Here is a 7,527-nt window from a genome sequence, read left to right on the forward strand (position 1 = left end):
AAATTAGCGTTTAAAATATTTAAATGGAACAAATAGCATCCCAAAACACTCTCCATCACCTTTACCTAAATGCTTGTGGTGCATTTTATGAGCTCTTCTTACGCCTTTCGCGTACCAATTATTAGCCTTTCTTAAAAGCTTAAAACGTTGATGAATAAAAATATCATGAACAATAAAGTAAGCTGCTCCATATGCCATTATACCCAGGCCTATTGGTAAACAATACCAAATAGCTTCGTAACTCCAAAGATAAAAACAGGTCATGCTAACTACTGCGTAAAAAATAAAAAATGCATCATTGCGCTCAAACCAGCTATCATGCTCTTTATGGTGATGATCTTTGTGTAAAGACCATAAAAAACCGTGCATTACATATTTATGCGTAGACCACGCCATAAATTCCATAGTGCTAAATGTTGCTAAAAAAACGAGTATCCAGAATAGTATTTGCATTACAATAAATTTAGTTGATATTTTACGTAACTCCTAGTTAATAGTTCTACTTTTTTATAGTTTGGTACTCTTACTCTAGTGTTTTTAATATCTAAGGCAGGTGTTTTCTTTAATTTTTTTAATAACTGATTATAATAACGATAAGCCATAAAAACACCAAATTTAGCTTCTAATGGTAAAAGTTTTATACCTTCTAAACCTTTTGAGAAATCGTTTTCAATATCATTAATAATAAGTTGCTTCGCATTTTCGTCCAAATTATTTAAATCTGTATTGGGAAAATAAGTGCGTTCTAAAACATCGAAATCTGCTTTTAAATCTCTTAAGAAATTTACTTTTTGAAAAGCAGAACCTAAAGACATCGCGGAGTTTTTTAATTCGTTATATTTTTTATTATCCCCATTTACAAAAACTTTTAAGCACATAAGCCCAACAACATCTGCAGAACCATAAATGTAATCTTTGTATTCTTCTTCCGTTAAATATGTAGATTTAGATAGATCTAGTTTCATGCTTTGCATAAAAGAATCTACCATGTGCTTTTCTAAATTATATTTATGGAAGGTCTGTTGAAAAGAATTCAAGATAGGGTTTAAGCTTATTTTATCTATTAAAGCATGTTCTAAATCGGCTTCAAATCTTTTAAATAGTGTTTCTTTATCGTAATCGTGAAAAGTATCTACAATCTCATCTGCAAATCTAACAAAACCATAAATATTATAAATATCTTGTCTAATAGTGTTCGCTAGCATTTTGGTTGCCATAGAAAAAGAGGTGCTGTAAGACTGGGTAACAATCTTACTACAACTATTAGAAACCGAATCGAATAATGCTTTCATTTTAATTATTGTGGTGTTTATTTATTAATTCTGCTACCAGTTTTCCAGAAATTATAGCTGGAGGAACACCTGGACCTGGAACGGTTAATTGTCCCGTAAAGTATAGGTTTTTAACTTTTTTACTTTTTAATTTAGGCCTTAAAAAAGCAGTTTGCAAAAGCGTATTCGCCATACCGTATGCATTGCCTTTGTAAGAATTATACTCTTTTATAAAGTCTTTAACGCAAAAGGAATCTCTAAATATTATATTGTTTTTCACATCTTGTTTTGTCAAGGTCTCAAAACGAGCCATAATGATATCAAAATAGTGCTGTCTCAATTCTTCTGTATCTTCAATACCTGGAGCAATAGGAATTAAAAAAAATCCTGTTTCACAGCCTTCAGGAGCCATGCTTTTGTCTGTTTCCGATGGAAAATTGGCATAAAACAATGGTTCTGTAGGCCATTTTGGATCATCGTAAATATCCTGAGCATGTTTTTCAAAATTAGTATCAAAAAATAAATTGTGATGCTCTATGTTTTTTAGTTTTTTATTAAAACCTACGTAAAACAGTAACGATGAAGGTGCAAAGGTTTTTTTTGCCCAATATCTTTCAGAATATTGTCTGTACTCTTGATCCAGTAATGTTTCAGAGTGATGGTAATCTGCACCACTCAGAACAACATCAAAATTTATTGTTTTATTATTTACAATGATTGAGCTCGCTTTTTTGTTCTCAATGTTTATTTTTGAAACAGGACTATTGGTGTTTATTTTAACACCAAGACTTTCTGATAAGGCTTTCATTGCTTTAACAATTTCATACATGCCACCTTTGGGGTGCCAAGTCCCTAAACCAAAATCGGCATAATTCATGAAATTGTAGAACGATGGCGTTTTATTTGGCTTCGCGCCTAAAAACAAAACTGGAAATTCCAAAGTAGAAATTAATTTAGGGTTTTTAAAACTTTTTCTAACATCACTACTAATGGTTTTAAAAAACTGATCCACGCGCATTGCTGTTTCTGGTGTAATTAATTCCAAGGGTGAAATTCCAGGTTTTAAAACCACTTTATTTATAGCAATATCGTAGTTTTTACCAGCTTTTTTAATGAATTTTTTTAGTGCAACTGAGCTACCTGGCTCTATGCGCTCAAATTCTTCACAAATTTTATCCATAGTATCTCCTATGGTAATTTCATCATCTTTAAAAAAAATTTTGTAGGCTGGAGACAACTTATCTAATTGGTAATAATCAGAAGTTTTCTTCTCGAAATCAGCAAAAAACTTATCAAATATGTCTGGCATCCAATACCAACTAGGTCCTATGTCAAAAGTGAATCCTTCTTTTTTTACTTGTCTACATCTACCACCAATAGTATCGTTTTTCTCAAAAACTGTTACTTGATTTCCATATTTGGCAAGATAGCAGGAAGCCGATAATGCAGAGAATCCAGAGCCTATTATAGCTATATTTTTACTCATATATTACTGTTGACCACTTTATGGTTATTGAAAGTTAAATTGTTTAAAACCTGTTCACTAGATTCTGATATAAATATTTGATCATTTATTAGACTGGTATCTATGGCTTGTGCTTGCCTTCCAGAAATATAAAGCTTATTATTTGTATTAAGTAATACTTTACGAGTAAGTTCTTGTATGTATTGATCTATTATTTCTGCTTCTGGCTTTACTGTAAAACTTGAAATAAATGTAATATCGTTATAGTAATCTTTTACATATTCCAAACTATCAGTAGGTACACTTTGTCCTAAATAGATGGTATGTAATCCTTTTTCAGATAATTCGTAATTTATAAATAATAAACCTAGTTCATGAACTTCATTAGCCGGAAGAAACAAAACATATGCTTGGTCCTTGTTTGTAACTTTAGTTTTACTAATAGCTTTTTCTGTATTCACTAAAATTTTCTGTTTAATTAACTCAACTATAAAATGCTCATGAGCTGGTGTTAATGTATCGGTTTGCCATAAGAGACCGATTTCATCTAGAAACGGTACAAAAAACAAATAAAATATTTCAGTAAAAGTGTACTTAGAAGCCAATTCATTAAATGTTGAATAAAATAGGGATTGATCAAAACTGAACATTGACATTTTGAAAGCATTAATTGCAGAATTGTTATTTCTTTGCTTTTCAGAAATTTCATTTACAAATAAAGATATTTCTTCATCATTTAATTTTGCAATCTTAGAAATCTTAAAACCGTTTTTATTAAGATAGCTAATATTTAATATTCTCTGTAAACTTTTTAAGCTATAGTTCCTAATGTTAGTCTCAGATCTATTTGGTTGAAAAAGACTATAGCGCTTTTCCCAAATTCTAATGGTATGAGCCTTAATGCCTGATAAGTTTTCAAGGTCTTTAATACTAAACTTTGTTTTTATATTGTTCATTCTATGGCTAAATTAATTAAACAAAATGTAATAGCGCCAATATTAACAAAGTTTTTGTAATAATTATGTAGAAGAAATGAAAAGAATGATGATTATTTTAGTGCGCACGAGAAGACTCGAACTTCCACGATCTAAGCGATCACTAGCCCCTCAAGCCAGCGCGTCTACCAATTCCGCCACGTGCGCATTTAAAATTAAATAAAAAAAAAAGTTAAGCAGAGCTTAACTTTTTTAGTGACCGGGCTGGGGCTCGAACCCAGGACCCTCTCCTTAAAAGGGAGATGCTCTACCAACTGAGCTACCAGGTCTTTTCCTTATTGGGGTGCAAATATAAAACGTTTTATTAATAATACAAGCGTATTTTTAAAAATATTTTTGTTTTTTTGTACTTACTATTTCTACATCTTTAATAATCAAATAATAAGCCTAAAAATGAATATTGTTTTACTTGGATATATGGCATCTGGAAAGTCGAAAATTGGTACAGAACTTGCGAAAATTCTTTCTTTTGACTTTGAAGATTTGGATAATGTGATTGAAAAGAATGAAAATAAGTCGATAAACGAGATTTTTACAGATTCTGGTGAGCTGTATTTTAGAAAAAAAGAAAAAGAGTATTTAGATTCACTTTTAAAACACTCAAATAACACGATAGTTTCTCTAGGAGGTGGTACACCATGTTATTATAACACAATGGAGACTTTGGTGGCTAATTCTGGTGTAAAAACAGTATACCTTAACGCAAGTATTTCTGTCTTGGTTAATAGGCTTAAAGGAGAAACATCTAAAAGACCAGTAATTGCTCATATAGAGACAGATGTTCTTTTAGCAGAGTTTATTGGGAAGCATCTTTTTGAAAGATCTTACTTTTACAATAAGGCAGAAGTGAAGATTAACGCTAATAATTCTGTAGATGCTATTGTTAAAAATATTATACTTCAGTTATTTTAAATTTACTTCATAATTTTTACCTTCTAAAATAACTTCAACATGTTCATTTAATGACGTGGATAACGAAATGCCTTTAAAATCTGCTTTAACAGGATATTTTTTATGGTTCCTATTTACAAGTACGGCAGTTTTGAATTTCTTTAAGGGCACATCTAAAAAATGTTTAACGCCATAAATTAATGTGGTGCCTGAGTTTAAAACATCATCAATTAGGATTACAGATTTATTTTTATACTCCTCTTTTTTAATAGATGTTTTTATAGTCTCTAATGGGTTTTTCTTATCTATTATTACTTTACATAAAATAGGTTCTATTGGTGATATTTTACTTAATACGGATTTTATTTTTTTCGCAAAAAGGTAACCATTAGAATCTATTCCTGCTAAAACCACCGTGGTTTCATTGCTGTTATCTTCATAAATTTGATAAGCAATTCTTCGTATTTTGTGTGTTATCTCATCATGAGAAAGAATACAATTTTTTAAAGTAGTCATTTTTTTTTGTGTTAATTTGATGAGTATTTATTCTTCTTCATTTTCTCTGTAGACATCATCAATATTTCTTCGATCTTTCTTAGTAGGCCTTCCAGTCCCTTTTTTTCTATAATAATCTTTTGCATACTTAAGTAGTTCTTGAGATTCGAAAGCCGATTTGGGTGTAGTGTCTACTCTATAAATATCGACTAGTTTTGCTCCAACGCGATTTGGTGGTACATCTAAAACAGTAACAGTATAGTTAATTTGATTCTTTCGTATTTCAATTTTATCTGTAGGATATATCTCTCTACTTGGTTTTACAACTTGCCCATTAACCTTTATGTGTCCTTTTTTACATGCTGTTGTAGCGATATTTCTTGTTTTAAAATATCTAACACACCATAAATACTTGTCAATTCGCATATAATTTAACTTAATTCTACGTTAATGATACTGTACAAAATTATTATATAGTTTATCTTGCACCCAAAAATAAGCAAAAATGAATTTAAGAAAATTTTTAATCCCAACTTTATCGTTGTTTTTTATCGCTTTCTCTTGTAAAGATGATGAACCAGAATTTGAAATTATTCCAGATCGTGATAGACAAGAAGTTTATGATGAGAATGACATAGAAATTCAAACTTATTTAGAAACACATTTTTTTAATTATGAAGATTTCGATTTTTCCGATGCGACTAATCCTGCGAACAATGATTTCAATTTAGTTTTAGATACAATTTCTGCGGATAATGGGACTCAAGATAAAACGCCTATCTATAATTATTTAAATCAAGCGGATGGTGTTTATCCAAGATTGGATATAAAAATAGTTGATCAAGACGATATAGATTACAACCTATATATTTTAAAAGTTAGAGAAGGTGAAGGAGATGCTATAAGTCCTTTAGATGCTGCCGCTATGCTTTACAGAGGGACAATACTAGATGGTACTTTATTTGATAGTGCTGTCAATATTGAAAATGGGCAACCGTTTAATCTAACAGGAGTTGGAAGCATTGGAGGAGTAGTTCCAGGGTTTAGAGAGGGTATTACAGAGTTTAAAACATCTACGGGTTATACAGAAAATGCAGATGGATCTATAACTTACAACGATCATGGACTAGGAGTAGTCTTTATGCATTCAGGTTTAGGTTATTTTTCTTTACCACCAACTTCTGCTATACCAATATACTCTCCATTATTTTTTAATTTGAAGGTGATTTCTAGAAGTAATACAGATTATGACTTAGACGGAGTGCCTTCACATATAGAACATCCAGATGGAAATATTGACGGAGAAGAAGACAATATAGATGGTGATTTATTAGTGAATTTCATAGACAACGATGATGATGGAGATGGCGTTTTAACTAGAAACGAAGTCGTGCAAAATGAATATGAAGAAGATGTGGATGAAAATCAATTTATGACAAAAGCTGAGGCACAATCATATTTTGATGCTATTACAGCTACAGATGAAATATTTATTAGTATTGAAGGTGAGTTAGATGGTACATTTACTTTACATACACTTACTGTTCCTGATGATAATAATGATGGGACTCCAAATTATTTAGATAGTTCGGTAACCACTGAATTAGAATAGTTTTAAATAAATCAATAAAAAAAGTGACAATTAAATCAGCTTTTTTTTATACGCTATAGGTTCTATAATTTAACCGAAAGACTCAATATTAACTGACTTGGTCTAGAATCTATTCTATCTACATTAAGTTGAGAATTATTTAAAACAACTGTAGTTTCGTTTTCAGTAAAACCACGCTCATAACGCAGGTCTATTCCAAAGGAATTAAAATGCACTGCAACCCCAAAATTAAGGCCTACTGAAAAATCATTTTCTATTTTAACAACTGTTGCATTCTCTATATCCGAATTTAAAATATATTGAAACGCTGGACCAGCAAAAATACTCACTGGGCCTATGATTTTTAAACCAACTAAAATAGGCGCATCAATACGTTGCAAGCTAAAATCTCCTGTCGCATACTCACTAGTAGTTTTTGTGTACATGAGTTCTGGCTTTATGTATAATTTTCCTCCTATTTTACCAAAAACACCAATATGAAAACCTATTGCGCTTTTTGGATTGTGAAATGTATTAGTAGCCGAATTATAATAATCGCCATTAGTATTGTAGTTTAGACCAGCTTTAATTCCAAATCCTCTTCCGTTTTGAGCTATTGCAGATGAGGCAATAACCAAAACAAAAATTACTGTTAAACATACCCTTTTACTTAAATCACTTTTGTTAATGAAGTGATTATAAAACTTTGCAAAATTTTTCATTAGTGTCGTTTTTAAATGTGAACTATACCTGTAACGATGATCGCTGCAATATATTTTCTTATTCTATAAGTTTGTAAGATAATAATAAAAATAAAAA

9 protein-coding genes and 2 tRNA genes are annotated in these 7,527 nt (G+C 30.8%); 2 read left to right on the forward strand and 9 right to left on the reverse strand.

The window, feature by feature from the left end; all coding sequences use genetic code 11:
* Positions 1-3: 3 nt before the first annotated feature.
* The 6 genes from RH82_RS02270 to RH82_RS02295 all read right to left on the reverse strand — a co-directional run bounded on the left by RH82_RS02270 (position 4) and on the right by RH82_RS02295 (position 4,000).
* The gene (locus RH82_RS02270) at positions 4-453 is read right to left on the reverse strand and encodes a sterol desaturase family protein (RefSeq protein WP_034057666.1); all 450 of its coding nucleotides are present in this window, start codon (positions 451-453) and stop codon (positions 4-6) included.
* Positions 453-1,292: a phytoene/squalene synthase family protein gene (locus RH82_RS02275; protein WP_034057668.1), complete on the reverse strand. Its 840-nt coding sequence runs from the start codon at positions 1,290-1,292 to the stop codon at positions 453-455. Before RH82_RS02275 ends, RH82_RS02270 begins: the two co-directional genes overlap by 1 nt.
* Before the next feature lies 1 nt (position 1,293).
* Positions 1,294-2,757, reverse strand: coding sequence for a phytoene desaturase family protein (locus RH82_RS02280; protein WP_034057671.1), 1,464 nt, complete (start codon positions 2,755-2,757; stop codon positions 1,294-1,296).
* Complete coding sequence (locus tag RH82_RS02285; RefSeq protein ID WP_034057672.1) at positions 2,754-3,692, reverse strand: MerR family transcriptional regulator; 939 nt, start codon at positions 3,690-3,692, stop codon at positions 2,754-2,756. Before RH82_RS02285 ends, RH82_RS02280 begins: the two co-directional genes overlap by 4 nt.
* Positions 3,693-3,793: 101 nt before the next feature.
* Positions 3,794-3,878 (reverse strand) — tRNA-Leu (locus RH82_RS02290).
* A 49-nt stretch (positions 3,879-3,927) separates the two neighbouring features.
* A tRNA-Lys gene (locus RH82_RS02295) sits at positions 3,928-4,000 on the reverse strand.
* A 124-nt stretch (positions 4,001-4,124) separates the two neighbouring features.
* Here RH82_RS02295 and RH82_RS02300 point away from each other — a divergent pair.
* Positions 4,125-4,643, forward strand: a complete 519-nt coding sequence (locus tag RH82_RS02300; protein ID WP_034057674.1) for a shikimate kinase — start codon at positions 4,125-4,127, stop codon at positions 4,641-4,643.
* Here RH82_RS02300 and RH82_RS18650 read toward each other — a convergent pair.
* Together RH82_RS18650 and RH82_RS18655 are read right to left on the reverse strand one after the other, a co-directional pair.
* A complete protein-coding gene (locus RH82_RS18650) occupies positions 4,635-5,138 on the reverse strand; it encodes a phosphoribosyltransferase domain-containing protein (RefSeq protein WP_034057676.1) in 504 nt (167 codons plus the stop codon). The two genes, RH82_RS02300 and RH82_RS18650, sit on opposite strands and share 9 nt — an antisense overlap.
* 27 nt (positions 5,139-5,165) lie before the next feature.
* Positions 5,166-5,543 (reverse strand): RNA-binding S4 domain-containing protein, encoded by a 378-nt coding sequence (locus tag RH82_RS18655; protein WP_034057677.1) that lies wholly within the window; start codon positions 5,541-5,543, stop codon positions 5,166-5,168.
* A 79-nt stretch (positions 5,544-5,622) separates the two neighbouring features.
* On the opposite strand from RH82_RS18655, the gene RH82_RS02315 reads away from it, so the two are divergent.
* Positions 5,623-6,729 carry an FKBP-type peptidyl-prolyl cis-trans isomerase gene (locus tag RH82_RS02315; protein WP_052158169.1) on the forward strand — a complete coding sequence of 369 codons (1,107 nt, stop codon included), beginning with the start codon at positions 5,623-5,625 and terminating at the stop codon, positions 6,727-6,729.
* Between the two features lie 62 nt (positions 6,730-6,791).
* Here RH82_RS02315 and RH82_RS02320 read toward each other — a convergent pair whose 3' ends face one another.
* A complete protein-coding gene (locus tag RH82_RS02320; protein ID WP_081979161.1) occupies positions 6,792-7,430 on the reverse strand; it encodes an outer membrane beta-barrel protein in 639 nt (212 codons plus the stop codon).
* Between the last annotated feature and the right edge of the window lie 97 nt (positions 7,431-7,527).

It is taken from the genome of Lacinutrix jangbogonensis (genome assembly GCF_000797445.1).
GTDB classification, from domain to species: Bacteria; Bacteroidota; Bacteroidia; order Flavobacteriales; family Flavobacteriaceae; genus Lacinutrix; species Lacinutrix jangbogonensis.